Raw genomic sequence first — 24,536 nt, forward strand, 5'->3', positions numbered from 1 at the left:
ATCATGATTACCGTGAATAATCTTAATCTCAGCTTTGGTGAAGACAACGCCCGCAGTCAGGTGCTGTTCGACGTCAACCTTCAGGTCAGACAGGGCGAAATCTTTGGGCTGGTCGGCGAGTCAGGCTCAGGCAAAACTACGGTGCTGAAATGTCTGGCGGGACTCTTTAACCACTGGCAGGGTGCGCTGGAGATTGACGGACAACCACTGGCGCACTGTATCGATCGGGCGCGCTGCCGGCGGGTGCAGATGGTGTTTCAGGACCCCTACGGTTCGCTACATCCGCGCCATACGATTGGCGATATCCTCGAAGAGCCGCTTCAGATTCAGGGCATCGGCCAGCGTCAGCAGCGGGTGATCGCCATGCTGGAAAAGTCGGATTAAATCGCGCCTGGCAGACCCGTTATCCGCACCAGCTCTCCGGCGGTCAGCGTCAGCGCGTGGCGATCGCCAGGGCGCTGATTCTGGAACCGGCGGTGCTGTTACTGGATGAGCCGACCTCGGCGCTTGATGTGTCGGTACAGGCGGAAATCCTTAATTTGCTAAGCGACCTGCAGCAGCAGGATAACCTGACCTATCTGATGGTAACGCACGATCTGGGCGTGGTGGCGCACCTCTGCCATCGGGTGGCGGTGATGCAACAGGGCAAGGTGCTGGAGACGCTGGATGTGCCGACGCTGGTGAGCAATCGGGCAAGTATGCCTTATACCCGAATGCTGGTGGAGGCGAGCCGCCACGCTACCCCGGTAGCGGCGCACTGAGCACGGCGTCGGGCAACAGGCATAAAAAAGGCCAGGTTACCCTGGCCTTCAGCACGTCTGAGCGCTTACTGCGTCAACTGACGCACAAAGGAGGCAATCTCCGTGTTCTGTCCATGCTCAAACAGGCACTGCTGGAAGCGTGGGCCGCTGACCGCGGTCTGCACCAGTTCAGGATCGATGGCACGCAGCGTATCAAGGTAGTTCTCTTTGATTACGGCCGCTTTAACCTGGTTCAGCAGACCGGCATTGCGCACCTGTGGCTCTCTGCGCTCTGGCGGATAGCCCATGCCTTTCTCGCCGGTAAAGGCTTTTTCGAAGATAAAGCGCAGGTTGAGTTCTGCGCCCCAGCCGAAGCCTTTCGCGAACGGCAGCGCCAGCGCGTTACCGTTGTTAATCTGCGCAAACAGATAGGCATCAGCCGGATCGATACAGTATCCGCAGTTGACGCCCGGATGAATATTGAGCGACATCAGAGCGCCCTGTCCGGTGCCGCAGCCGGCCACCACGAAACCAACCGCCTTGCTGTTCAGCAGCAGGCTGGCCTGAATGCCGAGGTGAATATAGGTCAGATGGTGATCCTGTTCGTCGCTCATCCCGACGTTGAAGACCTGATGGCCCAGCGGCTGCGCGACGCCTTCCAGTTCTTTCAGCACGATAGCGTTTTTAGCCGCCTGGCTGTTTTCCATCATTAACGCGATTTTCATGATCTACCCTTAGCATTTAATTGAAACACCGTTTCATTTTAATGAAAAACCGCTAAAGTGCATGGACTAATTCACCTCCTCGCTGTGAGTAGCGTCACAAAACGGCTACCCTGGCGTCCACCTGCATAAGGAAGTTCTGATGTTTATCTACAAAAAAGAGCGGCCACTGGAAGATTTAGGCAACGGCGTGACCCGTCGGGTGCTGGCGTATGGCGGTACCATGATGGCGGTCGAAGTCAGTTTCGAAAAAGATGCCGTCGGTCCGTTGCACCACCATCCGCATGAGCAGTTAACCTATGTGCTGAGCGGCCGTTTCGCCTTTACCATTAATGGTGAGACGCGGGAAGTGGGTCCGGGCGATACGCTGTACAAAGCGCCCGATGTAGTACATGGCTGCGTCTGCCTCGAACCCGGCGTACTGCTGGATACCTTTACCCCACAACGTGAAGATTTCCTGCCCGCCCGCGACACCACCGCCTGATAAAACGTGAATCAGCCGCCGGGCAACCTGTCGCACGGTGGCTGATGCTGAACGATACCCCGCCTGCATATTGCGTTCATTCGACGGCTCTGGCTAACACTGGCCGGGCCGCGGATTATTTTTTTAACTTTTTTACCAGCAGACTCCTTAGCTAACCAAATGATTAGCAGGCTTTTAATATTTACCGGCTGCGTAATAGCCGGACGCTGCCACTCCGCATCCCCCGCCAGCCGCGGCCTGCTCGACTATTCTTATTGTGTTTCCCCCGCCTCTGATACCCGTTTCGCTTAAAAAGATTTCCACCAAAACCTGTACAAAAATCAGATTACTGCATAGGTTTAAAGCATTCATCAGGTCATTTTTTAACCCAAAACAGGACAATTCTATGAACTACACAGAGAGCAATACCCTGGCCGTGAAGGAAAATGTCCACTTGATCCCTCCGGCGTATCACGCCACTGAACAGGACAAGCTGATTTTTCTGGTCGAAGAGCTGATGGAAGCGGGCAAGGAAACCAGTTGCATGGCGCTGCTGCGTCATCTGGCAGCCGCAGAGAGTGCGGAAGAAGAGGCGTGCTGCCGGGAATTGCTGACTTTACTGATGGCGAAACAGGCGTGATGCTGACCGTTTGCAGCAAAGCGGTGGCTGCGCCCCGTTGCGGGTTACTGATAGCAGGCTGTCACCGCGCCCGCTGATCCTCCGTCCCGGTGCTCCGCCGCTGGCTGGTCCATCCCCCGTCAGTGCTGCGCGGCAGCCATTCCTGTCAGGCGACAGTGGCGCGATATCCGGCTGATTAATCCCGCTTACTTTGTTAGTCTCACAGGATGGACCGATACGCTTTACCTCAGTCAGAGAAGATTAACACCGCTTGCATTGCGGTGGGATAGCCTGTCTCTCTCCCGCCGGTAAGGCGGGCCTTACCGGCGTTAACCCGATAAGGAACCTTATGAATCGTGATACCGTGACTCCCGCAACGCTGCACCTGCTGTGCGGCAAAATCGCTTCCGGTAAATCAACCCTTGCTGCCCGTCTGGGTGCAGAACCGGGTTGCGTGATCCTCAGTGAAGATCACTGGCTGGCTGCGCTCTACCCGGATCAGCTGCAGTCGGTCGCCGACTATATCCGCTGTGCGGCGTGGCTGAAAACGGCCATGACCCCGCACCTGTTGGCGCTGCTCCGGACAGGTGTCTCAGTGGTGCTCGATTTTCCCGCCAACACCCAGGCGAATCGTGCCTGGATGAGATCGCTGATCACGCAATCCGCGGCGCAGCACCAGCTGCATTATCTCGACCTCCCCGACGACCTGTGTAAATCCCGTCTGCGTGCCCGCAATCAGTCAGGCACCCATGCCTTCGCCACCAGCGATGAGCAGTTCGCGTTAATCACCCGCTACTTTGAGCCACCGCAGGAGAGCGAAGGGTTTAATCTGGTGCGGCACCGTTAACGCACGGCAGCGGATAAGGCTGAGCCTTCCAGTGCCGGATTTAGCCGATGACGCTACGCCAGCGTCAGCGCGGCCAGCACGTCAGCAACCTGCTGAGCATCCGTTGCTGAAAGCGGCAGTAACGGACGCGGCAGACAATCTGGCGCGGTCAGGCCTGCAATGGCCGCCGCCGCTGCCATCACCCGCAGACTGCCGCCATGCTGACGGAACAGCGCCCATAAAGGTTGCAGCTGCGCATCCAGCGCGCTGACACGCTGATCATCATCCGCCTTCGCCGCCGAGGTGATCGCCTGTGCAATCCGGGGAAACAGCCCGCCGCAGACCGAGTACCAGCCATCGCAGCCCGCCAGCAGACCGGTAGCGGCAAATGCATCGCCGCTGACCCCGATTGAGACCGTCTCCGGCAGCAGGGACCGCAGTTGCGCAATGCGCTCCCGGGCAGCCTGCAAATCTGCAGGTACGCCGGGTATTTTTATTGAGGCAATACCCGGTAGCGCGGCGATGCGGCCAAGCAGCGCATCGGAAAAAGCAAAATGAGTAGTACCCGGATTGTCATAGACGCAGATCGGCACCGAGACGTGACGCGTCACCGTCTGGTAGAGCGTGAACACCTCGTCTTCCCGCAGTGCCTGATAGCCGAGTGGCGGCAACAGCAACGCCGCCGCACCTGCCTGCTGGGCATCCTCTGCCAGCTGCAGCACTTCAGTCGTACTGACCGCACCAATGCTAACCATCACCGGAATCGCCTCTGAATGGGCAACCGCCAGTTCGGTAATTCGCCTGCGCTGGGCGCGGGTCAGATAGGCGTAACTGCCGGTGGAACCCAGCACCCCAAGCGAATCGACCTTCGCCTCCGTCAGCCGCTGCAACAGCCGTAAAAATGCCGCTTCATCCGGCTTATCCGCCGCAAAAGGGGTCAGGGGAAACGCACTCAGTCCGGTAAACATTGTCACTGCTCCATAATGGGGGATTACCTGGCTGGCTCACTCATCTCGTCAGCACAGGGAGATTTCGTTACTGGCCGAAGCATCACGCCGCCCCGCCCGCTATTTTACTGCTGACACCCAAAGGAGGAGGCTGGTCAGAGAGTATGCCTCTGAACAGGAGGTAAATTACAATGTTTGATCTTAATGTGATCCTGCAAAAGCGTTTCGGCATCCCGACACCTGGCCCGCAGCTATGACGATTGCCTGGCGGGAGAGGTTGCGGTGCAGATCTGCGACGCTCTGCTGCAACCCGCGGACGGCAGCGCCGTCACGCTTTACGACCAGCAACAGTCTGCCATCCCAGGTGGTCAGCGTCAGGAGACCGCCAGCCCCGATTCACGTCAGCTGTAACACAGTTATGAATTCTGTCACATTTCTGCAAACTGACGTCGCGGGCAACATGACCGGGTGAAGATTGCACCTGACGACTAATCACCTGATATTGCTGACTTTATGGCTTCACCCTGTCTGAATCATGCAGGTCACGCATCAATCCATGCCCTTTTTGCACTTATTTACCGCTGGTCGCTGATCCACTCTTCGATGACAGGCGCGGTAAAAAGCGTCATTCACAGACTGGAGCTCACTGATGCAAACCCCCTCACCCTCTACGCTTTCCACCCGCGCCCGGATCGGCGCAATATTTCGTGTTACCTCAGGTAACTTTCTTGAGCAGTTTGATTTCTTCCTGTTTGGTTTTTATGCCACCTACATCGCCCATACCTTCTTTCCGGCCAGCAGTGAATTTGCTTCGCTGATGATGACCTTTGCCGTGTTTGGTGCCGGTTTCCTGATGCGTCCGCTCGGCGCGGTGGTGCTGGGTGCCTATATTGACAAAGTGGGCCGCCGTAAGGGGCTGATTGTGACGCTGTCAATCATGGCAGCAGGCACCTTCATGATTGTGCTGATCCCCTCTTACCAGAGTATTGGCCTGTGGGCGCCGCTACTGGTGCTGCTGGGACGTCTGCTGCAGGGCTTTTCCGCCGGAGCGGAGCTGGGCGGCGTTTCTGTCTATCTGGCCGAGATCGCCACACCAGGCCGTAAAGGCTTCTATACCAGCTGGCAATCGGGCAGTCAGCAGGTGGCGATCATGGTAGCCGCGGCAATGGGCTTTATCCTCAACGCAGTGCTGGAAGAGAGCGCCATCCGCGACTGGGGCTGGCGCATTCCGTTCCTGTTTGGCTGCATGATCGTGCCGTTTATTTTCGTGCTACGCCGCAAGCTGGAAGAGACTCAGGCGTTCAACGACCGTCGCAGCCATCCTGATGTGAAGCAGGTATTCCGCATCCTGCTCGCCAACTGGCAGGTGGTGATTGCCGGGATGCTGATGGTGGCGATGACCACGACGGCGTTTTACCTGATTACCGTCTACGCGCCGACCTTTGGCAAGAAAGTGCTGCTGCTCAGCGCCTCTGACAGCCTGCTGGTGACATTACTGGTGGCGGTGTCGAACTTTATCTGGCTGCCGATTGGCGGCGCGCTGTCAGATCGTTTTGGCCGCAAGCCGATTCTGATCACCATGACACTGCTGGCGCTGGCAACCTCCTATCCGGCGCTGAGCCTGCTGGCGGCGGCTCCGGGCTTCTCGATGATGCTGGGCGTATTGTTGTGGCTTTCAATGATCTACGGCCTGTATAACGGCGCGATGATCCCGGCACTGACCGAAATTATGCCAGCCGAAGTGCGGGTGGCGGGCTTCTCGCTGGCCTACAGCCTGGCGACCGCGTTGTTTGGCGGCTTCACGCCGGTGATGTCTACTGGCCTGATTGAGCTGACCGGGGATAAAGCCTCGCCCGGCTACTGGATGAGTTTTGCCGCAGTCTGTGCCCTGCTGGCAACCCTCTACCTCTACCGCCGAACCAGCGAGCGCCTGCCGCAGACCCGTAAATCCTTCAGCTAAGGAAACCTGCATGAAACGTTGTTTATTATTCATTGCTCTGCTGAGCAGCGTCGCGGGCAGTGCCTGCGCGCAGACCAAAGAACTGACCGTGATGATCTCCGGCGGCTTTAAAGCGGCATGGGATAAATTATCACCGCGCTATGCGCAACGTGAAGGCATTCAGATCCGGACCGTCGCTGGCCCCTCGATGGGCAGTACGCCACAGGCGATCCCGGCCCGGCTGGCGCGGGGTGAATCCGCCGACCTGGTGATTATGGTGGGCGACGCGCTGGGCGATCTGGAAAAACAGGGCCGCACGCTGCCCGGTTCACGGGTTGAACTGGCCGATTCCCGCATCGGTGCGGTGATCAGTCAGGGTGCAACGCCGGTGACTATCGACAGCGAAAGCGCGCTGCGCCGCACGCTGCTCAATGCCCGCTCGATCGCCTATTCAGACAGTGCCAGCGGCAAATACGTCAGCAGTCAACTTTTCAGCCGACTGGGGATTGAGGATCAGGTCAGGGCGAAGGCATTTAAAGTCGAACGCATTCCGGTCGCCTCGCAGGTCGCGGCAGGCAAATACAGCATCGGGTTTCAGCAGGTCAGTGAGCTGCTGCCGGTCGCCGGGGTCACTTTCGTCGGCGAGTTGCCGGACACATTACAATACACCACCCGCTTTGCCGGTGCGGTGGTCCGGCAGTCCGCGCAGCCGGACGAGGCGCGTCAGCTGCTGCGCTGGCTCGCCTCGCCCGAGGTTCAACAGGTGGTACGTGAGACCGGGTTGCACCCGATCGTGACGTCGCAGCCGACCCGCGTCACCCAGCCTGATACTGTTCAATAATCAGCGTTTCCAGCTCGACGGCCAGATGCGACAGCGTCCGACCGGTTTTACGCAGCAGACCCACGGTGCGTAAAACCGGCGGATCGGTCAGCGGCACCGAGGCCAGCGCAGAATGCCCCGAAACCGGCATCGACATCGCGGGCACCGCAGCAATGCCCAGGCCCGCTTCGACCATGCCCAGCATGGTGGTGACATGCCGGGTTTCGCAGATGCACGCCTTCTCCGGCACGATGTGCGCCAGCGCCTGATCGAGCAGGTTACGGTTACCGGAGGTTTTATCCAGCCCGATCCAGGCCTGCTGATAAAATTGGTGCCAGCTCAGGCTCGCTTTCGCCGCAATCGGGTGCTCATGCCGGCAGGCCGCCACATAAGGATCGTCGCGCAGCGGCAGAAAATGCACATCGGGCTGGCTACGGCCGGAGAAGCTGATACCAAAATCCGCCTGACCGCCTATCACCGCGTCATAAACATTGGCGGCGCTGCTATCGATCAACTTAACCCGCACCCGCGGATAGCGAGCCTGAAATAGCCGGATGATATTGGGCATGAAGTAATAGGCGGCGGAAGGCACACAGGCGACGGTGATCAGGCCGGTACGGGTCATGCTGACCTCACTCAGATCGGCCATCACCTCTTCAAAATCCACCAGCAGCTTGTCCGATCGCTCGGCAAAGGCGTGTCCCTTTAACGTCAGGGTGACCCGCCGTGTGGTGCGTTCAAAGAGGCGAATACCCAGCACCGTTTCGAGCTTGTCTATTCTGCGGCTCAGGGCCGACTGCGACAGGCAGATCGAATCCGCCGCGAGGCGAAAATTGCCGTACTCCACCAGCGCGCGGAACGCATAGAGATCGTTGAGATCAACATTAACCGGCATAGTGACTTCCTCCTCTTCTGCGCATCAGGCCTCCTCCCGCTCGTCGCCACGCAACGCGCTGAAATCGTTGACGAAACGCTGCAGTAACTGCTCCAGCGCGGCACGATCCTCCTCCGGCCAGTGCGCAAACACCCGCTGGTAGATCTGCACCCGTTGCGCATCAATTCTATCGGTCATTGCTGTGCCGGCCGGGGTGATTGCCGCCTCGTTGATGCGTTTGTCACTGCCATTTTTCTGGCGCCGGACCAGACCGGTCTCTTCCAGCTTCGCCACCTGCCGACTGACGGTGGTGTAATCGCGCCCCACCCGATCGGCCAGTTCCCCGACGCCGATCGGTCCGAACCGGCCGACCTGCACCAGCAGTGGGAACAGTGCGCGATCAAGTTCAATGCCAGCACCCCTGATCATCGCCAGGTCGCGCTGAGGGCGGTTAAACGCCCCGACAAGGGTCAGTAAGCTGTTGTGCAGTGCATCAAACTGACCATTATGTGTATTTTGCACCTTTTTCATTGACGCCATCCCGAGGCAGGAATAATGTGTGTACTCTACACTCATTTAACCGCTGACAGAAGGCCACCCTCTATGAAAGCAGCCATCATCGCGCAGTCAGGTGAAAAACCGCACTACGGTGATTTTCCTGAACCCCAGGCGACCGCACAGCAGCTGCGGGTCAGGGTGAAAGCCGCCGCCATCAGCCAGCTGGCGAAATCTCGTGCGGCGGGCACCCATTACAGTTCAGCCGCGCACTATCCGTTTATTCCCGGCATTGACGGCACCGGCTATCTCGATAACGGCGATCCGGTCTACTTTCTGGCGTTTGACGGAAGCTGGGGCAGCATGGCAGAGACCACCCTGGTGCGTCGCGAAAGCCTGATTCCGCTGCCGCCGACGCTGGACCCGGTCATCGCCGCGGCGATTGCCAATCCCGGTATGTCCTCGTGGACGGCCCTGACCCGCCGGGCGGCGCTGCGGCCAGGGGAAACGGTGCTGATTAACGGAGCCACCGGTACCTCAGGTCGGCTGGCGATCCGCATCGCACGCAGTCTGGGCGCCGGGAAAATCATTGCCACCGGCCGCAACAAAGAGACGCTGCAACAGTTACAGCACGAGGGGGCTGATATCATCCTGACGCTGGATACGCTGACGACAGAACTGCCCGCACTGATGGCGCAAGGCGTGGATGTGGTGCTGGATTATTTATGGGGTGAGAGTGCGCTGGCGATCATGGCGGCGGCGGTGCGCGGCGGCGACAAGGTAGTGCGCTTTGTGCAGATTGGTTCGCTGAGCGGACAGGAGATTCCGCTGCACAGTAAACTGCTGCGTTCATCCGGATTGACGCTGATGGGCAGCGGCCTCGGCAGCGTCTCTGATAGCGAGTTAATCGCCTCAATTGGCGAAATGCTGCAGGCCGCCGGACCACACCATTTTTCAGTGCCTTTCCGCACACGTCCGTTAAGCGAGGTCGCGCAGGCGTGGGACGAAGACGACAGCCGCTGCCGGACCGTGTTTACCCTGTAAATTCTCAATCCGCTTCAGCGCGGCGGTTACAGTGGATGCAAAAAGCGCTCAGGATAATCGGGCGTAATCGCCTGCTGGCTGTCGTAGCGGCCAAACAGCTTATAGCGATTTAAGGCGATGCGGTCGTAAGCGAAATTGCTGATGGCATCAGGGAAATGGCGCAATACGCCGAGGCCGCGCCAGGGTGCCGGCAGATGCCGCATAACGCGAAATACCGCCTGTGCCCGCAACCAGTGCTGGTCACCGGCGATATAGACAATGGTACTGACGTTCTCTTCTGGTAAGCCCGCCCAGCGCAGCAGCGCCTTACCCTGCTCGCTCTGTACCGCCGCAAAACGAACCTGCCGCGCCAGCCGATGGCGCAGCAGGAACCGGACCCAGCCGTTGCACAGCTTACAGACGCCGTCATACAGCACGGCACTCTCACCGGTTTGCAGATAAGGGGGTGATGACATCCTGCAACTCCTCAATGGTCGGACATTGAGGTGAAGTGTAGCTGTTTCTCTCCAGCTGTTGCTGTAACCAGCGCGTGACGGCGGCCTCATCCTGGGCGACAGTGTTGACGGGCAGCACCGGCCCCAGCGCCATCGGCTGCGCCTGTTGCGCCAGCTGATGCAGTTCTGGCAGGTATTCCGCACCGGGATGACCGGGCAACCGCTGTGTCAGCCGCGCCTGATAACGCGCCACGGCCTCCTCCGGCGTGATCTGCATCCACAGCTCCAGTACCGCGCCAACCCCAGCCTGTTGCAGCCCCTGCTCCAGCAGCGCGCGCGGCTGGAAGCCGAACCAGGCGTCAATCAGCCAGATCTGACTGGCTGGTGCCTGGCCGACAATGTTCCAGATCGCCTGATAGGCAGCGCAGCCGAGCTGCCGGTTGCGCTGCCGATCCACCGGCGCGAAGCAGGCCATAAAAGGTTCCTTCAGGCTATCGAGTGTCAGGATCGGCCAGCCGAAACGCTGAGACAGCGCCCGCGTCAGCGTGCTTTTGCCAGAGGCGGGAATGCCGTTGACCAGCACCACGCGCTTTAACGGATTTTTAGTGATCATAAGATGTCGATAACCTCCGCGACGCTGCTGGCCTGGCGCAATTTCACCAGCGTCTCCGCATCCTCCAGCAGCGACACGATGGCGCGGATACCCTCTTCGATGTGCGCATTGCTGTCACGGGCACCAAACATAATCACAATGTCGGCTTTATCGCTGCCGTCAAAGGAGATCGGCTCAGCCAGCACAATCAGGCTGAAACAGTCACGAATCACCCCGGCCTCCGGCCGCGCATGGGGAATGGCAATCCCCTCTTCAAACACATAATAGGCACCATGAGCCAGGGTATTGGCGATCACCGCATCCGGGTAGCTGGCGTGAAGATAGCCACCGCTGACCAGCGGCTCGGCGGCCAGCGCAATCACCTGACGCCAGTCCGTGGCGTCAATCCCGACCTGAATCGCGTTGGCTTGCTGCAATAACTGCTTAATGCTCATCACGGCTCCTTAAATCGACTGGCGAATGACATTGCGTAATTCATCGATTTTGACAAACAGCGCATCGATTTCATTGCGGTAGTGACGACTTTTAGCAAATACACTTAATGCCCGATTATATTCCAGCATTAATTGCTTTTGCGTTTCGCCATTACGCGGATCGATTGCCAGCTTATTTTCCAGTTCGGTTATTTTTTCACGGCTTATTTGCGCCAGATGATCCTGCTGATCGTCGTCCGGCTGAACCTCCGCCGGCGACTTTTTTAAGAATCCAAACATAGCGTCTCCTGCCCCGAATGGCGCCGGGGCACCTCAGATTATGGCTTAATTAACATCGGAATGGCCGGTGAACAGACGGGCTGACGACTGTCACGCCCTTATCCCCACCGGTTAACGGAATAACTGCATCTTCTCTACCAGCACGCTGGTTACCGCATCATTGGCTGGCACCAGGAAATTACGCACGCTGTCGTTGACCTTGCCTTTTTCAAAGGTGCTTTTGCACTGCGCCACCCACTGCACGTTCATTTCCGTGCCGACATTCACCTTTTCAATGCCGCTGCTGACCGCTAAACGCATATCTTCGTCACTGACCCCGGTCCCGCCGTGCAGCACCAGCGGCGTATGGGTGGCGGCAGTGATGTCCGCCAGCCGCTGATGCTGGATATGCGCTTTACCGGTATAGAGGCCATGCACGGTGCCGATTGAAATCGCCAGCATATCGACGCCGGTCTCCTCGACGAAGCGGCATGCATCTTCTACCGGCGTAAACGCTATCGCCTCCATCTCCACGCATTTACCATCTTCCGACCCGCCAATCGCCCCGAGTTCCGCTTCAACCGAGACATTATGTGGCCGCGCCATATCGATCACCCGGCGGGTATTGGCAATATTCTCGTCAATAAGCAGATGTGAACCGTCATACATTACCGAACTGAAGCCCGCATCGATAGCGATCTGAATCGCCGCTAAATCGGAACAGTGATCGAGATGCAGACAGGTTGGCACGCCGGTACTTTCGGACAGCGATTTAATTGCATCAACCAGCAGTTTATGGCCGAGATATTTCGCCGTGCCGGTAGAGATCTGAATCATTAACGGGCTATTGGTTTTTCCGCCGCTTTAAAATAGGCGGGCAGCATCTCCAGACAGTGCAGATTAAATGAGCCGACCGCTTTAAAATCGCGTTGCTTAGCCAGCTGTAACAGATCGGCGAAATTATAAAGTTTCATGAATTTTTTCCTCTTGTGGCTTAGTGGATTTCCCGTTAACAAACCAGGCGAGTGCAGTTACGAAAGCGATAAACAGCGCGACAAACAGCCAGTTGTTCTGGAAGGCGTGGCCCAGTACCAGACCGGTGCTGATCACGTCGGAGTCGCTGAAGGTGACACCGGTGAAGCCGTAGCTCTCCAGCATCGGGACCAGAATGGCGGGCAGTAGCGTGATGAACAGGCCGTGGACAAAGCCGCCAATCATCGCCCCGCGCCGGCCGCCGATAGCATTACCAAACACCCCGGCAGTGCCGCCGGCGAAGAAGTTGGTCAGCAGTCCCGGCAGGATCATCGCCAGGCCAAACATCGGAAAGACGAGCATGCCAACGATGGAGCCGAGGGTGGTGGCCAGGAAACCGACAATCACCGCGTTCGGCGCGTAGGGAAACATCACCGGGCAGTCGAGCGCCGGTTTAGCGTCCGGCACCACCCGCATCGCAATGCCGCGGAACGCCGGCACCAGTTCGTTAAGCAGCAGACGGACCCCGCTATAGAGCACGAACACCCCGGCAACGAACTGAATCGACTGCATAAAGGCGTACATCAGGTAGTTCATGCCGTTACTGTACTGAGCGATAAATGCCGGACCGGCCGCCACCGCCGGAATCAGGTACATCGGCACCATCACCAGCGCCATCGACAAATAAGTGTCCTGCAGGAATTTGAAGTTATCCGGCAGCTTGAGATCTTCGGTCGAGCGCGAGCCTTTGCCGACCACTTTTGCCACCGCCGCCGTCACCAGATAGCCGATGGTGCAGAAGTGACCCAGCGCGACATCATCGGAATCCGTAATCCGGCGGACGACCGGTTGCGCCAGCGCAGGCATCACCACCGCCATAATCCCGCCGAAAATACCGCCGGTGAGGATCAGCGGCAGGCCGGTCAGCCCGGCTTTGTAGCCAATCACTGCACCAATCGTCGCCATCCACAGCAGCGCCTGGCCGGTGAGGAAAATGTACTTAAACGGCGTAATACGGGCGATGATGATATTGACGATAAAGATCACCAGCAGCGTCAGCGCCACTTCCGATCCCAGCTCCCGATTCGCCAGCCCGGCAATCGCCGCCACATCGGTGATATAGCCCTGCATGCCGAAGCCGTGGGTAAAAATGGTGTTGAGGAAGGTCAGCGTGCCGACAATGATATTGATCCCGGCCATCATAATTAAAAAGCCCAGCAGGGTTTTAAAGGTGCCTTCCACCACCTTGCCCGCCGATTTTTTTTGCAGTAACAGACCGATCAGGGCAATAAAGGCGATCAGAATCGAGGCCTGCCCTAATAAATCTTTTACCAGGAAGTCGATCACACTATTCATGGGCAGCGACCTTCATGTTGCGTTCCTTTAAAAAGGCCACAATCTTCTGCTCTATTTCCGCTTTATCGGTGAGCTTATTAAGAATAATGACCCGTTTGATCTGTTCCGGACTGGCGTCGGCATTTAACACATCGGCAAAGGCTTTTTGCGTCAGAATCATGTCTGATTTAAACGCATTGGCTTCTGAAATGGTGGTGTGATCAATATCCGCGTCAATTTCCAGCTTTTTTAATACCGCTTTTGCGCTCATCTCAATCGCAAAGCTGGACCCTAATCCGCAGCCACAAACACATAAAATTTTCAGCATGGTTATCTCCTCACAATATATTCAGTTGTTTAGCGAGTTTGTAATGATGCCCGTCAGTATCGACCAGGCGTTTTTGCATGCTTATTAAATCAATCGGAATCGGTTTATTGCTGCCATTAATAATGACGGCTTTATTACGCATTCCCGACTGAATACAACGCACCACTTCACTGGCCATAATGGTGCCCTGATAAATTTCCTCGCAGGTCGGCTCACCATTACGCAATCCGTAACCGAGAATGGTTTTGCGGATACGCACACCAATTAACGGTTCAAGCTGTTTGATTAAGGTATCGATCGCCCCCTGAAAACCGGGCGAGTATTCACGGGTGTAACCTTCTGAGCAGAGGATCACCACGCTATTCTGCTGCGCCAGCCGCTGGGTGATACGCTGGGCCAGCTGCGGCAGCGGGATCTGACACTCCGGGATCAGGGCAAAATCGGCGTTGGATTTCAGGGCCGACTGCAGAGTTAACTCGCCACAATAGCCGCCGAGCAGCTCCAGCATAAAGACTCGTCCGGGCAGTGCGCGCCCGGTATTACGCAGTTTTGCCACCTCTTTCAGCACCTGCTCGCAGGCGGTGGAAAAGCCGAGGGTATAGTCACTGCCAAATACATCGTTATCAATCGTCATGCCGACACCAAAACAATTGACGCCGAACTCCGACAGAGTATGCAGAAATTGCAGTGAGCCGTCCCCGCCCGCCATGATTAATAGATCGATGCGGGCGCTTTTCAGCTGGCGGGCAATTAATTCATATTCACTGCGCAGTAATTTTTTTGCGTCCGGCCTGATTGCATCACCGGGATCGGGGCGATAGCAAAGTCGAGCAGATCGCGCGGGCTTATATCACGATGATGATGCGCTAATAAGCCAGGAATGCCCCCATCGAATATAACGATCTCCGCCTGTGTCAGACGACCGAGCTGAAAAACAAAATTATTAATACCGCTGACATCGCCGCCGCTAATAACCATTCCGATTCGCATCACTTTTACCCCGCTGACGTAATTGGTGCTGGCGTTCATTGTTCCGGGATAAGGAGTTGTTATTTGCAATGGAGATCACAATTACGCACGGTATTTTTTTCCGGGCAGAGATTGACAGCGTTTAATTAACCGGTTTATTTGTGAGTCAGATCACAAAATAAAGCCACGCCGGAAATTTGCAGAATATAAAAAAATCAGTGACTTAGACTTTCATGGGCGGAAATAATGCTGAGGGTTCGCCCGCCGCGATAACAGCTCCGTGTTGTCGTTACAGATTTGTGATTTTCACCTCATTTTTTCCGGTTCGCTGGCTATTTTCGCGTTACACGCACCGGTAAAAATGAATTAAAAACACACTGAACACGCTTTTTTTGTTATTTCGCGGATGATTGATGATTGACAGAGGAATGTTGCTGACGGTCCAATGAGAACCCTTATTAACCAGAATAATGAGATGAAATGACTTCCTCGCAGCATATGCTTCGCCAGCTCGGCGATCTGGTCGGTGAGAAACATTTGCTCACTGAACGAGATGATAAGGCGTGGTACACCAAAGGATTTCGTGTTGGTCGGGGGGAAGCCCTGGCGGTGGTAGTGCCACAGACGCTGCTTCAACTTTGGCAAATCCTGCAAATCTGCTGCGCCAGCGACGCCATCGTGCTGATGCAGGCCGCCAATACCGGCGTGACCGGCGGCTCCACACCGGATGGCAATGATTATGACCGCGAGGTGGTGATTGTCAGTACCCGCCGGTTGAAAGGCGTACAGGTGATCGATCAGGGGCATCAGGTGATCGCCTTTCCGGGTGCTACCCTGACCGAGCTGGAAAATATCCTCGCCCCACTGGGCCGGGAACCGCACTCGGTCATTGGATCGTCCTGTATCGGCGCATCGGTGATCGGCGGCATCTGTAATAACTCCGGCGGATCGCTGATCCGACGCGGGCCGGCCTTTACCGAAAAATCACTGTTTGCACGTCTGCATAACGATGGGCGGCTGGAGATGGTGAATCATCTGGGTATCGATCTGGGGGAGACCCCGGAAGAGATGTTGAAGCGGCTGGAGCAGCAGAACTACACCACCGGCGATCGACCAGACTGGGCGGGAAAAATCTGGGCTGACGACTACGCCAGCCAGCTGCGTGATACCGCAGCGGACAGCCCATCGCGCTTCAATGGCGATCGGCGATATCTGCATGAAAGCGCTGGCAGCGCTGGTAAAGTGGTGGTGTTTGCGGTGCGTCTGCCGACCTTTGAAGCCAGTCCGCAGACCCGGACCTTCTACATCGGCAGCGACGATGAGCAGCAACTGGTGGCGCTACGGCGGATGCTGCTGGCAGAGATGCAGGCGCTGCCGATTCAGGCTGAGTATATCCATCGCAACGCTTTTGATCTCACGGTGCGTTACAGCAAGCATATGATGCTGGCGATTGGCAAACTCGGTCCGCAGGCGCTGCCCGGCCTGATGGCAAAAAAAGCCCGCTGGGATGTGCGGGTCAGCCATCTGCCGTTTTACCGCGAAACAGTGTGGACCGATTGCTACAATTCTTTAATCAGATTACGCCGCGTGCGGTTGCGCCTCGCATCCTCGCCTATCGCGATAAATTTGAACATCATCTGATGATCAAAGTGGAGGCACCGCAAACGGCGGAGCTTGAGAGTCTGCTGACCCGCTTCTTTAATGAAAATCGGGGTGACTTCTTCCTGTGTAACGACCGGGAAGCCCGTGATGCGTTTCTGGTACGCTTCGGCGTCGGCGGCTGCACTATCTCCTACTGCGATTATCTGGGCTATGACCCCGATCAGCGGCTGGTGGCGTTTGACGTGGCGCTGCGGCGTAACGATGAGGCCTGGCGAATCGCGCTGCCCTCTCATCTGGCGGAACAGGTGCAGGTCGACTCCTGCTGTGGCCATTTTTTCTGCTACGTCAATCATCAGGATTATGTGCTGAAACCGGGCGTGGATGCGAAGGCGTTTAAGCAGGCGGTGATTGCGGTGCTGGAGCAGCGCGGTGCGAAGTATCCGGCAGAACACAATGTCGGCCATCTCTATCACGCGTCAGACGAACACGCGGCGCACTGGCAGACGCTGGACCCGACCAACAGTTTTAATCCGGGGATAGGCAAAACCAGTAAGAAGAAATTCTGGCTGTCATGACAGCCACGCAACAGAAACTGCTGCCCTGTTGCATGGCGCGCTGTTACTTCGCGTAGGCTTCTGTCGACAGGGTCAGCTCAACCTCATCACCGACCGCCGGCACATATTTATCCAGCTTAAAGTCGGAGCGCTTGATGGTGCCGGTGGCATCAAACCAATCGCCTGCTTCTTCACCATCGGATGCTCGCCCTGCTTGTTCAGCGTCGCGTGCAGCGTCACCGGTTTGGTGATCCCTTTCAGGGTCAGATTGCCTTCAACGTCAAACTTGTTGTCGCCCTTCGCCACCACTTTGGTGCTGTGGAAGGTCGCGGTCGGGTATTTCGCGGTGTCGAAATAGTCTGCACCGTTAAATTCTTTGGTCAGTGCCGCAACGTGGCTGTCGATTTTGCTGACCGGCAGCGTGACGTCAACGCGGGACTGCTCAGGATGGTCTTTATCAAACACCAGCGACCCGCTGGCATCCGGGATGTCTGCGGTCGGATGTGAGAAACCGAAATGATTCCAGCTGACCACCACTGAGGTATGCTCCGGATTGAGCTGGTAGTGCATCGCTTCTGCCTGAGAGAAAGGGACATACAGACTGGCAACGGCTAACAGGGGCAGCGCAACACGCTTGAGGTTCTTCACGGTAAATTCCTTGTACAACTCAAAATGTAAGGTGAGTGTGGTGCAATTCGGCGGGAATAAACAGTGAAGAGATTTGTCGGTAATTTTCAAATAAATTCAGCAACCTTGCCGATGGTGCTTAGGCTGCGCCACCGGCAGTAAACAGCACCCGCCAGCGGCGACGGGCCTGAATCAGCTCCTGATGCAGCTGCTGTAACCTCGCGTGGTCCAGCGTCTCAATCGTCGCCGAGTCCGGCTCAGCCAGGCCATTCAGCTGGCGTAACCGGGCCAGCGCCGTATCAGAGCGCTCGCGGTGCAGAGCAGCCTTTAACGCCGCCAGGTCGCAGGTCGCCAGCGTCCCATTCAGCGAACGCAGGAAATTACGGCAGTAGCGCAGCAGCGACAGCGCGCTGTAATCGGGCGACTGCAGCGCAAACAGCACGCCATCCTGATCGGCACAGCGCAGATAGCGGCTGCTGACCACGTAGCCTATCTGCTGCTCCACCCGGTAACGCTGGAAAAAACGCGGCTCATACAGCAGCGCCAGCGCCTGTAGCGCCACCCGTTGCCGGGCATCCTGTGGTACCGAATGGGAGGCATTGTGCAGCGGAATAAACAGCAGCAAGGCGTTGTCGCGGCTGGCATGTGGCAGCACGGTCATGCCACTCTGTGCCGTCATCCGCATCGGCGGTGACGCCGGATTGACCGGCAGCGACAGTGCGCTCAGCCGTTGGCTAATCAGGGTATGCAGCGCCACGCTGCCGCCTGTCAGCAGAGCACGCCAGCTGCCCGGCGTAAAGTGGGTTGCCAGCTGGTAAGGCAACTGCCGGAGCAGCGCACGGATGGCAATCGTATCGGGTGCTGATGGCGATTCCGCTTTGACCGGCGGCGTCAGTGCCAGCACCAGCTGATACAGCGCCCAGTCGGCCACCTTCAGATCGGCGGTCAGTTGCAGCGTCAGTTGCCACACGCCCTCCACTTCCTGCCATTCGCCCCGGCCGCCCAGATGACGCAAGGCGGCAAACAGCGGACGCAGCCGACGGCCATAAGTCTCACCCATGGCCAGGCTGAATGTCGAAAAAAACTCCGGTCGCAGCAGCAGCGTGGCGGTGTTGCTGGCCGGACCGGCGTCGGAATGAGGTTCAGCGCCCGGACTGGCCGGGTCCGGATCGGGAGAACAATGCGGTAACGGCACCGCCTGTGACGGCAGTGGCCCGGCGGTCAGTTCCGCCGCCAGCGGGTAGAAGGTAAAGTCTGGCGCCAGGTGGGCGGTGGGCGGCGCGGGCTGCCAGGGATGCAGCGCCAGACTGAAGCCCTGAGTCAGCACGTTTTCCGCCGCCGCCTGCGGGCTGCAGACCAGCGTGGTGCCGGGCGCATCTGCCAGCGAGGCCAGCAATGACGGAAACACGTCGATTGCCGCCTGCGGCGCCTGCGCCTCAAAACCGAAGGCGCGCTCACGTAACTGATCCAGCGGGGTCAGCGCCATGAAACGCTGTTGCGCCAGCTGAAGATAGTGCCGATGCTGCGGTTCACCGGTTTGTCTGAGTACGGTTAACCAGCGGTCGAAAAGCGCGTTGACCGCCTCAGGCTGATCCGTCTCAATACCAACGGCCAGCCAGACCGCGTTATCCGCCTGATAGAGCCATTTCAGGCTCAGGCTCTCCGCCAGTTGATGTTGACGAAGCGTGGCCAGCAGTGAACCCGGCGCTTCATCCAGCAAAAACTCGCGCCATAAAGTGACACCGTCACTACTATTCAGCAGCCAGCTACGCCACAGCGCCGCAGGATTGCTATCACTCAGCCGGAACGCGGCGCTGGCGGGCAGCTCGGGGCGTGACGCCTCCTGCTGCCACTGGCCCTGCGGCAGTTCCGCAGCAAAGGCGTGCGCCAGCTGCTCCAGCTGATCCAGCGACTGCGGGCCCTGCAGCCAGAGCTGCATATTGCCGGCATAAAAATGGCGCTGATGGAACTGGCGTAACGCCTGTTGCAGCGCAGTTGTCTCCTCGCCAAACGCCGCCCGACTGCCCACCTGAAAGCGCTGAAATGCCGCCGGTGAAGCAGCCAGATGCAGCAGCGCTGCCTCAGTACGGGAAGGCTGATGATGCTGTATCAGCTGATATTCGGCATCAATCACCGCCACTTCCTGACCAATCGCCTGATGATCGAGCAGCGGATGGGCGATCATATCCTGCAGCCGTGCCAGCCCGTCAGCCAGCCGGGACGGCGCAACCTCAAAGAACCAGGCGCTGCGCCGCGCCAGCGTAGTGGCGTTAACCCGACCGCCCTGCGCCTGAATCCAGCTCATCAACCGCCCATCCTGCGGCCAGCCCGTGCTGCCGGTGAACAACAGATGCTCCAGCAGGTGCGCCAGTCCCGGCCAGCGGTCTGGTTCATCATGGCTGCCCGCGCCGACCTGAATTAACGCAGCGGCCTGGCGCGCATCGGGCTGATGTACCAGTTCTACCCGCAGGCCGTTAATTTCCAGGCGGCGCACCGTTACAGATTCCGGGTCTTGTAGATCAGCTGGGAATTACTGCGATTACGGAACTGCAGCTGACCAATTTTGATGTCACTGCAATCCGCTTCGCGGCGGGCTTCAAGGATTTTGCCATGATGCGGTGATTTGCTGCAGACCGGATCGGCGTTGTCGGCATTGCCGGTCAGCATGTATGCCTGACAGCGGCAGCCGCCAAAATCTTTCTCTTTTTCGTCGCACGAGCGGCACGGCTCAGGCATCCAGTCGTAACCGCGATAACGGTTAAAACCAAACGAGTGATACCAGATGTCATCCAGCCGCTGATTCAGCACCGACGGGAACTCCACCGGCAACTGGCGCGCGCTGTGGCACGGCAGCGCCGTCCCTTCCGGGGTAACGCTGAGGAAAATCGCACCCCAGCCGCCCATACAGCCTTTAGGACGTTCTTCATAATAATCTGGCGTGACGAACAGCAGATTGGTCAGGTTGCCGCTGGCGCTCATCTGCTCCCGGTAACGGCTGACCACGGCTTCGGCGCGGGCGATTTGCTCGCGGGTCGGCAGCAGGCCTTCCCGGTTGAGCTGCGCCCAGCCATAAAACTGGCAGGTCGCCAGTTCAACGTCATCCGCTTCCAGTTCGATGCAGAGATCGATGATTTTATCGATCTGGTCAATGTTATGGCGGTGCAGCACGAAGTTCAGCACCATCGGGTAGCCGTGTGCTTTCACCGCTTTCGCCATCTCCAGTTTCTGCTGGAAGGCTTTTTTCGATCCGGCCAGCGCGGCATTCAGAGTTTCATCACTGGCCTGGAAGCTGATCTGAATATGATCCAGCCCGGCTTCGCTGAACGCATCCAGCTTTTTCTCGGTGAGGCCAATGCCTGAAGTGATCAGGTTGGTGTAGAAGCCGAGGTCGCGGGCGGCTTTAATCAGCTCCGGCAGATCCTTACGTACCAGCGGTTCACCACCCGAGAAACCGAGCTGTACGCTGCCCATGGCGCGTGCCTGACGGAACACCTCGATCCACTGTTCGGTGGTCAGCTCTTTCTCCTGCTGCGCAAAATCGAGCGGGTTCGAGCAGTACGGGCACTGCAGCGGGCAGCGATAGGTCAGCTCAGCCAGCAGCCAGAGCGGCGGATTTACACCAGGTTTATGCGGGGTCACGGAACTGTATCCACTTCTGTTCATAGGCTGATTGCAGGAACTCTTTCACATCGTCACCGACGCCGCCCGCTTCCGGGAACTGGCTATCCAGCGTGGCGATAATCGCGGCGATATCCTGTTTACCGTCCACCAGCGCGAGGATCGCCGCCGCCGTTTCGTTGAGCTTCGCCATTCCTTCCGGGTAGAGCACCACATGGCTATCCTGCGCCGCTTCCCACTGTAGCCGGTAGCCGCGGCGGAACACCGCAATAGATTTTTCGTTCATCATTTATACCAGTCGGGTGGTGTGCCACGCCGCCTTGTCGGTGACGGTGTGGTAAGGCGGCCGTTTCAGCTCATAGGCCATGGTCATCGCGTCGAGCATACTCCACAGAATATCGAGCTTAAACTGCAAAATTTCCAGCATCCGGTTCTGCTTTTCGGCGGTGGTGCAGAATTCCAGCGCCAGCGCCAGACCGTGTTCCACATCGCGGTTCGCCTGGCTCAGGCGGCTGCGGAAGTAGAAATAGCCCTCTTCTTTGATCCACGGATAGTGCTGTGGCCAGCTGTCGAGGCGCGACTGATGGATCTGCGGCGCAAACAGCTCGGTCAGCGAACTGCAGGCCGCTTCCTGCCAGTTAGCGCGGCGGGCAAAATTGACGTAAGCGTCAACCGCAAAGCGCACGCCCGGCAGCACGTGCCGCTCAGAGATCAGCTCTTCACGCGTCAGCCCGACCGCTTCGCCCAGCTGCAGCCAGGCTTCAATGCCGCCCTCTGCGCCGTTGCTGCCATCGTGATCGAGAATACGCTGCACCCATTTGCGCCGGGTCGACGGATCGGGGCAGTTGGCCATGATGGCGGCATCTTTCAGCGGAATGGTGGTCTGGTAGTAAAAACGGTTCGCCACCCATCCCTGAATCTGCTCGCGCGTCGCCTGACCGTTATGCATCGCGATGTGATACGGATGATGAATATGGTAGTAAGCGCCTTTGTCGCGCAGCGCCTGTTCAAAAGCCTGCGGCGAGAGCGTGTCAGTGATCTGCATGATTTAGTCCTGAAGGTGGATCGCCATCCCGTCCCAGCTCACCTCTATCCCTTGCTCGGTCAGAAACTGACGCTGAGGTGACTGCTCGTTGAGGATCGGATTGGTGTTGTTAATGTGAATCAGAATTTTGCGTTTAGCCGGCAGCGAGGCCAGCAGTGCCATCAGCCCCTGCTCTTCCGCCAGCGCCAGGTGGCCCATCGCTTTGCCGGTATTTTTACCCACGCCGGTGGTCAGCAGCTCATCATCCTGCCATACCGTGCCGTCAATCAGCAGGCAATCGGCTTTCTGCAGCCACGGCAGGATCACCGCATCCGGCTCACCGAGTCCCGGCGCATACAGCAGCGTCTGGCCGCTGGCGCGGTTTTCGATAAACAGCGCCACGTTATGGCCCGGCAGGGGCCGATCGCGGTAAGGCGAATATGGCGGTGCGTTGCTGAGAATCGGAATCGCGGTGAACTGCAGATCGCGGCAGACGTCAACGCTGAACGGCGTCAGCGGCGCAATGGGCCGGTGCTGCAGACCGCCGTTCCAGTGGGTCAGCATCGGGAAGACCGGAAAGCCGCTGCTGAGATCCTGATGCACTTCCGGCGTACACCACACCTGATGCGGACAGCCTTCGCGCAGGCTGAGCAGCCCGGTGGTGTGGTCGATCTGGCTGTCGGTCAGGATAATGGCGCCGATCGCCGTGCCGCGCAGCACCCCGTGACGGACTAATTCAGGCGTATGCAGGATCTGCTGACTGATGTCGGGCGAGGCGTTACATAACACCCAGTCTTCGCCATTATCGCTGAGAATAATCGATGATTGTGTACGGGGACTGGCCTGTAGGGTGCCAGTGCGCACGCCGTGGCAGTTGGCGCAGTTGCAGTTCCACTGCGGAAATCCGCCACCCGCGGCCGAGCCGAGGACTTTAATAAACATGAAGGAAAACCAGAAGTTGAAACAAAATGCCCGCACAGAGGGCGGGCAGAATTATTAACGGTTGGAGATGTACAGCGTCACTTCCAGGCCGAGACGCAGATCAACGAAAGTTGGTTTTTTCCACATGAGTTTTTCCTCTTTAGTAACAGTAAATTAGCGGCCATAAAATAACGGCCGGGTGTGAAACGCGATCCGAGTCACAAAATTGCCGACAGATGTTGCGCCAATGGCGCGTCGAGATCAACCCGAAAGAAGTAAGAAAATTGTTATCACAGACCGGTTTGTCTTAAAACCCGCTGCCAGTTTCCCCACGCCAGCTTCTCTGTCAGTCTCTGATCATAGCCCGCTTCCCGCAAAGCGGCGAGCAGACGCGGTAAACCGCTGACATCGCCCAGGGCTGCTGGCGGCGTGATACCGTCAAAATCGGAGCCAAAGGCCACATGGTCGCTGCCCATTATCGTCAACAGATGATCACAATGCTTAACAATTTCTGTCAACGGGGTGTTACTGTCGCGCTGTCCGTCGGCGCGCAAAAATGCGTTGCCGAAATTGATACCGACCAGCCCGCCGCTGTCGCGTATCGCCAGCAGCTGAGCATCGGTCAGATTGCGCGGCTGTGGACAGAGCGCATGCGCATTGGAATGGCTGGCGACCAGCGGCGCACTGGAGAGACGCGCGGTATCCCGGAACGCTTTTTCGTTCATGTGCGAGACGTCGATCATCATCCGCAGCGCATTGGCCTGCTGGATCAGCGCTTCACCGGCCGATGTCAGCCCGGGTCCGGTATCGGGCGAGCCGGGAAACGCCCCATTCACCCCGTGACCAAAGCGGTTCGGCAAATTCCAGAACGGGCCGATGCTGCGCACACCAGCCTGCCAGAACGCCTGTAACGCCTCGCCGTCACCGTCCAGCGCATCGGCCCCTTCGATATGTGCCACCATCGCCAGCACGCCCGCGGCGCGGCAGGCCGCGATCTGCTCGCTGTCACGACAGAGTTGCGCCCGCCCGTCCGATTCATCGGCCAGCTGCTGCAATATCGCCAGCTGTTGCCACATGATCTGCTGCGGTTGCCACGGCTCCGCCGCCCGTTCCGGTGCCATCCGGGCGACATATTCCTGCGGCGGAACGAAAATCGCAAACAGCCCGCCGCCCATGCCGCCCTGTTGAATGCGCGGGAAATCGAGGTGCCCGTGCGCAATGCCGCGATAAAACGCCTGCACCGGCGCATCACGGTGATGCAGCCACAGGTTCAGCAGCAGATCGTTGTGACCATCAAAAATCAACATAAACACCCGACTGTAAGAAAGATCGCGCCATGCTACCGCTGCAAGGCGGAT

General features: G+C 57.9%; 24 protein-coding genes and 5 pseudogenes. 9 read left to right on the plus strand and 20 right to left on the minus strand.

Features of this window, described 5'->3' with window-relative positions; translation table 11 throughout:
- Window positions 1-3: 3 nt before the first annotated feature.
- Window positions 4-761 (plus strand): annotated as a pseudogene (locus HA41_RS06355) (ABC transporter ATP-binding protein).
- A 65-nt stretch (window positions 762-826) separates the two neighbouring features.
- Here the strand turns inward: HA41_RS06355 and HA41_RS06360 are convergent.
- Complete coding sequence (locus HA41_RS06360) at window positions 827-1,465, minus strand: RpiB/LacA/LacB family sugar-phosphate isomerase (RefSeq protein WP_094120058.1); 639 nt, start codon at window positions 1,463-1,465, stop codon at window positions 827-829.
- A gap of 139 nt (window positions 1,466-1,604) precedes the next feature.
- On the opposite strand from HA41_RS06360, the gene HA41_RS06365 reads away from it, so the two are divergent.
- From HA41_RS06365 to HA41_RS06375, 3 genes are all read left to right on the plus strand, one after another.
- Window positions 1,605-1,946, plus strand: a complete 342-nt coding sequence (locus HA41_RS06365; protein WP_094120059.1) for a cupin domain-containing protein — start codon at window positions 1,605-1,607, stop codon at window positions 1,944-1,946.
- 385 nt (window positions 1,947-2,331) lie between these two features.
- On the plus strand, window positions 2,332-2,565 hold the full coding sequence (locus HA41_RS06370; RefSeq protein ID WP_094120060.1) for a hypothetical protein: 234 nt from the start codon (window positions 2,332-2,334) through the stop codon (window positions 2,563-2,565).
- Between the two features lie 328 nt (window positions 2,566-2,893).
- The gene (locus tag HA41_RS06375; protein WP_094120061.1) at window positions 2,894-3,391 is read left to right on the plus strand and encodes a P-loop nucleotide/nucleoside kinase family protein; all 498 of its coding nucleotides are present in this window, start codon (window positions 2,894-2,896) and stop codon (window positions 3,389-3,391) included.
- A 53-nt stretch (window positions 3,392-3,444) separates the two neighbouring features.
- Here HA41_RS06375 and HA41_RS06380 read toward each other — a convergent pair whose 3' ends face one another.
- The gene (locus tag HA41_RS06380; protein ID WP_094120062.1) at window positions 3,445-4,338 is read right to left on the minus strand and encodes a dihydrodipicolinate synthase family protein; all 894 of its coding nucleotides are present in this window, start codon (window positions 4,336-4,338) and stop codon (window positions 3,445-3,447) included.
- 261 nt (window positions 4,339-4,599) lie between these two features.
- Between HA41_RS06380 and HA41_RS21525 the strand changes: the two genes are divergently transcribed.
- The 3 genes from HA41_RS21525 to HA41_RS06390 all read left to right on the plus strand — a co-directional run bounded on the left by HA41_RS21525 (window position 4,600) and on the right by HA41_RS06390 (window position 7,097).
- The gene (locus tag HA41_RS21525; RefSeq protein ID WP_279627059.1) at window positions 4,600-4,728 is read left to right on the plus strand and encodes a hypothetical protein; all 129 of its coding nucleotides are present in this window, start codon (window positions 4,600-4,602) and stop codon (window positions 4,726-4,728) included.
- 238 nt (window positions 4,729-4,966) lie between these two features.
- A complete protein-coding gene (gene tcuC, locus HA41_RS06385; RefSeq protein ID WP_094120063.1) occupies window positions 4,967-6,277 on the plus strand; it encodes an MFS transporter in 1,311 nt (436 codons plus the stop codon).
- Window positions 6,278-6,287: 10 nt separating this feature from the next.
- The gene (locus tag HA41_RS06390; RefSeq protein WP_094120064.1) at window positions 6,288-7,097 is read left to right on the plus strand and encodes a molybdate ABC transporter substrate-binding protein; all 810 of its coding nucleotides are present in this window, start codon (window positions 6,288-6,290) and stop codon (window positions 7,095-7,097) included.
- On the opposite strand, the gene psrA is transcribed toward HA41_RS06390, so the two are convergent.
- On the minus strand, window positions 7,072-7,971 hold the full coding sequence (psrA, locus tag HA41_RS06395) for an L-proline-binding transcription factor PsrA (RefSeq protein ID WP_094120065.1): 900 nt from the start codon (window positions 7,969-7,971) through the stop codon (window positions 7,072-7,074). The two genes, HA41_RS06390 and psrA, sit on opposite strands and share 26 nt — an antisense overlap.
- A gap of 24 nt (window positions 7,972-7,995) precedes the next feature.
- On the minus strand, window positions 7,996-8,481 hold the full coding sequence (locus HA41_RS06400) for a MarR family winged helix-turn-helix transcriptional regulator (RefSeq protein ID WP_094120066.1): 486 nt from the start codon (window positions 8,479-8,481) through the stop codon (window positions 7,996-7,998).
- Window positions 8,482-8,553: 72 nt separating this feature from the next.
- Here HA41_RS06400 and HA41_RS06405 point away from each other — a divergent pair, with 72 nt between their 5' ends.
- Window positions 8,554-9,489, plus strand: a complete 936-nt coding sequence (locus HA41_RS06405; RefSeq protein ID WP_094120067.1) for a quinone oxidoreductase family protein — start codon at window positions 8,554-8,556, stop codon at window positions 9,487-9,489.
- A gap of 26 nt (window positions 9,490-9,515) precedes the next feature.
- Here HA41_RS06405 and HA41_RS06410 read toward each other — a convergent pair whose 3' ends face one another.
- The 8 genes and pseudogenes from HA41_RS06410 to HA41_RS06445 all read right to left on the minus strand — a co-directional run bounded on the left by HA41_RS06410 (window position 9,516) and on the right by HA41_RS06445 (window position 14,853).
- Window positions 9,516-9,944, minus strand: coding sequence for a thiol-disulfide oxidoreductase DCC family protein (locus HA41_RS06410; protein ID WP_094120068.1), 429 nt, complete (start codon window positions 9,942-9,944; stop codon window positions 9,516-9,518).
- Window positions 9,913-10,536: a P-loop nucleotide/nucleoside kinase family protein gene (locus HA41_RS06415; protein ID WP_094120069.1), complete on the minus strand. Its 624-nt coding sequence runs from the start codon at window positions 10,534-10,536 to the stop codon at window positions 9,913-9,915. Before HA41_RS06415 ends, HA41_RS06410 begins: the two co-directional genes overlap by 32 nt.
- Window positions 10,533-10,970 (minus strand): PTS sugar transporter subunit IIA, encoded by a 438-nt coding sequence (locus HA41_RS06420; RefSeq protein ID WP_094120070.1) that lies wholly within the window; start codon window positions 10,968-10,970, stop codon window positions 10,533-10,535. Before HA41_RS06420 ends, HA41_RS06415 begins: the two co-directional genes overlap by 4 nt.
- A gap of 9 nt (window positions 10,971-10,979) precedes the next feature.
- Window positions 10,980-11,249, minus strand: a complete 270-nt coding sequence (locus HA41_RS06425; protein WP_094120071.1) for a hypothetical protein — start codon at window positions 11,247-11,249, stop codon at window positions 10,980-10,982.
- A gap of 111 nt (window positions 11,250-11,360) precedes the next feature.
- Window positions 11,361-12,202: pseudogene (locus HA41_RS06430) on the minus strand (class II fructose-bisphosphate aldolase).
- The gene (locus HA41_RS06435; protein WP_094120072.1) at window positions 12,189-13,556 is read right to left on the minus strand and encodes a PTS sugar transporter subunit IIC; all 1,368 of its coding nucleotides are present in this window, start codon (window positions 13,554-13,556) and stop codon (window positions 12,189-12,191) included. Before HA41_RS06435 ends, HA41_RS06430 begins: the two are co-directional and overlap by 14 nt.
- The gene (locus HA41_RS06440) at window positions 13,549-13,863 is read right to left on the minus strand and encodes a PTS sugar transporter subunit IIB (protein ID WP_031377537.1); all 315 of its coding nucleotides are present in this window, start codon (window positions 13,861-13,863) and stop codon (window positions 13,549-13,551) included. Before HA41_RS06440 ends, HA41_RS06435 begins: the two co-directional genes overlap by 8 nt.
- A 10-nt stretch (window positions 13,864-13,873) precedes the next feature.
- Window positions 13,874-14,853: pseudogene (locus HA41_RS06445) on the minus strand (6-phosphofructokinase).
- A 459-nt stretch (window positions 14,854-15,312) separates the two neighbouring features.
- On the opposite strand from HA41_RS06445, the pseudogene dld reads away from it, so the two are divergent.
- Window positions 15,313-17,009 (plus strand): annotated as a pseudogene (dld, locus tag HA41_RS06450) (D-lactate dehydrogenase).
- Window positions 17,010-17,052: 43 nt separating this feature from the next.
- Here dld and HA41_RS06455 read toward each other — a convergent pair.
- The 8 genes and pseudogenes from HA41_RS06455 to HA41_RS06490 form a co-directional block, all read right to left on the minus strand.
- A pseudogene (locus HA41_RS06455) lies at window positions 17,053-17,636 on the minus strand (YceI family protein).
- 118 nt (window positions 17,637-17,754) lie between these two features.
- Window positions 17,755-20,109, minus strand: coding sequence for a pyrroloquinoline quinone biosynthesis protein PqqF (pqqF, locus tag HA41_RS06460; RefSeq protein ID WP_094120073.1), 2,355 nt, complete (start codon window positions 20,107-20,109; stop codon window positions 17,755-17,757).
- A gap of 2 nt (window positions 20,110-20,111) precedes the next feature.
- Window positions 20,112-21,278 (minus strand): pyrroloquinoline quinone biosynthesis protein PqqE, encoded by a 1,167-nt coding sequence (gene pqqE, locus HA41_RS06465; protein WP_162287201.1) that lies wholly within the window; start codon window positions 21,276-21,278, stop codon window positions 20,112-20,114.
- Window positions 21,241-21,519, minus strand: a complete 279-nt coding sequence (pqqD, locus tag HA41_RS06470) for a pyrroloquinoline quinone biosynthesis peptide chaperone PqqD (protein WP_094120093.1) — start codon at window positions 21,517-21,519, stop codon at window positions 21,241-21,243. The genes pqqE and pqqD overlap by 38 nt, the downstream gene beginning before the upstream one ends.
- 3 nt (window positions 21,520-21,522) lie before the next feature.
- Window positions 21,523-22,278, minus strand: coding sequence for a pyrroloquinoline-quinone synthase PqqC (gene pqqC, locus HA41_RS06475; protein ID WP_094120075.1), 756 nt, complete (start codon window positions 22,276-22,278; stop codon window positions 21,523-21,525).
- A gap of 3 nt (window positions 22,279-22,281) precedes the next feature.
- Entirely contained in the window at window positions 22,282-23,199 is a 918-nt protein-coding gene (gene pqqB / locus HA41_RS06480; RefSeq protein ID WP_094120076.1) for a pyrroloquinoline quinone biosynthesis protein PqqB, read from the minus strand.
- Between the two features lie 54 nt (window positions 23,200-23,253).
- Complete coding sequence (gene pqqA / locus HA41_RS06485) at window positions 23,254-23,325, minus strand: pyrroloquinoline quinone precursor peptide PqqA (protein WP_009090272.1); 72 nt, start codon at window positions 23,323-23,325, stop codon at window positions 23,254-23,256.
- 143 nt (window positions 23,326-23,468) lie between these two features.
- Window positions 23,469-24,485 carry a dipeptidase gene (locus tag HA41_RS06490; protein ID WP_094120077.1) on the minus strand — a complete coding sequence of 339 codons (1,017 nt, stop codon included), beginning with the start codon at window positions 24,483-24,485 and terminating at the stop codon, window positions 23,469-23,471.
- Window positions 24,486-24,536 lie beyond the last annotated feature (51 nt).

The sequence above is a fragment of the Pantoea conspicua genome, assembly GCF_002095315.1.
GTDB classification, from domain to species: Bacteria; Pseudomonadota; Gammaproteobacteria; order Enterobacterales; family Enterobacteriaceae; genus Pantoea; species Pantoea conspicua.

Coding starts and splice junctions, on each gene's coding strand:
- HA41_RS06420 (WP_094120070.1), bottom strand. CDS start 10,970: ATGAGCATTAAGCAGTTATTGCAGCAAGCCAACGCGATTCAGGTCGGG.
- HA41_RS06380 (WP_094120062.1), bottom strand. CDS start 4,338: ATGTTTACCGGACTGAGTGCGTTTCCCCTGACCCCTTTTGCGGCGGAT.
- HA41_RS06405 (WP_094120067.1), top strand. CDS start 8,554: ATGAAAGCAGCCATCATCGCGCAGTCAGGTGAAAAACCGCACTACGGT.
- pqqE (WP_162287201.1), bottom strand. CDS start 21,278: ATGAACAGAAGTGGATACAGTTCCGTGACCCCGCATAAACCTGGTGTA.
- HA41_RS06435 (WP_094120072.1), bottom strand. CDS start 13,556: ATGAATAGTGTGATCGACTTCCTGGTAAAAGATTTATTAGGGCAGGCC.
- tcuC (WP_094120063.1), top strand. CDS start 4,967: ATGCAAACCCCCTCACCCTCTACGCTTTCCACCCGCGCCCGGATCGGC.
- psrA (WP_094120065.1), bottom strand. CDS start 7,971: ATGCCGGTTAATGTTGATCTCAACGATCTCTATGCGTTCCGCGCGCTG.
- HA41_RS06370 (WP_094120060.1), top strand. CDS start 2,332: ATGAACTACACAGAGAGCAATACCCTGGCCGTGAAGGAAAATGTCCAC.
- HA41_RS06440 (WP_031377537.1), bottom strand. CDS start 13,863: ATGCTGAAAATTTTATGTGTTTGTGGCTGCGGATTAGGGTCCAGCTTT.
- HA41_RS06400 (WP_094120066.1), bottom strand. CDS start 8,481: ATGAAAAAGGTGCAAAATACACATAATGGTCAGTTTGATGCACTGCAC.
- pqqC (WP_094120075.1), bottom strand. CDS start 22,278: ATGCAGATCACTGACACGCTCTCGCCGCAGGCTTTTGAACAGGCGCTG.
- HA41_RS06365 (WP_094120059.1), top strand. CDS start 1,605: ATGTTTATCTACAAAAAAGAGCGGCCACTGGAAGATTTAGGCAACGGC.
- HA41_RS06390 (WP_094120064.1), top strand. CDS start 6,288: ATGAAACGTTGTTTATTATTCATTGCTCTGCTGAGCAGCGTCGCGGGC.
- HA41_RS06490 (WP_094120077.1), bottom strand. CDS start 24,485: ATGTTGATTTTTGATGGTCACAACGATCTGCTGCTGAACCTGTGGCTG.
- HA41_RS06410 (WP_094120068.1), bottom strand. CDS start 9,944: ATGTCATCACCCCCTTATCTGCAAACCGGTGAGAGTGCCGTGCTGTAT.
- HA41_RS06375 (WP_094120061.1), top strand. CDS start 2,894: ATGAATCGTGATACCGTGACTCCCGCAACGCTGCACCTGCTGTGCGGC.
- HA41_RS06360 (WP_094120058.1), bottom strand. CDS start 1,465: ATGAAAATCGCGTTAATGATGGAAAACAGCCAGGCGGCTAAAAACGCT.
- pqqD (WP_094120093.1), bottom strand. CDS start 21,519: ATGAACGAAAAATCTATTGCGGTGTTCCGCCGCGGCTACCGGCTACAG.
- pqqB (WP_094120076.1), bottom strand. CDS start 23,199: ATGTTTATTAAAGTCCTCGGCTCGGCCGCGGGTGGCGGATTTCCGCAG.
- HA41_RS06415 (WP_094120069.1), bottom strand. CDS start 10,536: ATGATCACTAAAAATCCGTTAAAGCGCGTGGTGCTGGTCAACGGCATT.
- HA41_RS06425 (WP_094120071.1), bottom strand. CDS start 11,249: ATGTTTGGATTCTTAAAAAAGTCGCCGGCGGAGGTTCAGCCGGACGAC.